Origin of the sequence: Mesorhizobium sp. M3A.F.Ca.ET.175.01.1.1 (assembly GCF_004791945.1) — a bacterium.
Classification (GTDB): Bacteria; Pseudomonadota; Alphaproteobacteria; order Rhizobiales; family Rhizobiaceae; genus Mesorhizobium.
This window is the reverse complement of the sequence record NZ_SRTP01000104.1, coordinates 1-399: the sequence shown is the minus strand read 5'-3', so window position 1 is coordinate 399 and position 399 is coordinate 1. Positions and strand designations below refer to the sequence as shown.

Below are 399 nucleotides of genomic sequence, written 5' to 3'. Positions count from 1 at the left end.
AGCGAGAAGACATGAGATCTTTCCTCAATCCGCTCCTGGTGATCGCAGCGATGGCACTGGGCACGACTTTGGGCTCTGCCTTGCCGGCATTGGCTAAGGTTGAGCTGAAGGTCACCCAGGGCAATGTTGAGCCGCTGCCGATCGCCATCCCCGATTTTCAAGGAGGGCTTGGGCCACAGATATCGGAAATCGTAACCGCCGATCTGAAACGGTCGGGACTGTTCGCGCCGATCGACAAGGCTGCCTTTGTCGAAAAGATCACGAATCCGGACGCCGCGCCCCGCTATGAGGATTGGAAAGTCATCAACGCCCAGGCGCTGGTGACCGGCGCCGTGAGCAAGGAAGCCGATGGCCGCATCCGCGCCCAGTACCGGCTGTGGGACATTTTCGGCAGATCGG

General features: G+C 59.9%; 1 pseudogene. It reads left to right on the top strand.

The annotated features are described in order from the left end of the window. Positions 1-11: 11 nt before the first annotated feature. Positions 12-399: pseudogene (tolB, locus tag EN818_RS30945) on the top strand (Tol-Pal system protein TolB); the annotation flags it as partial.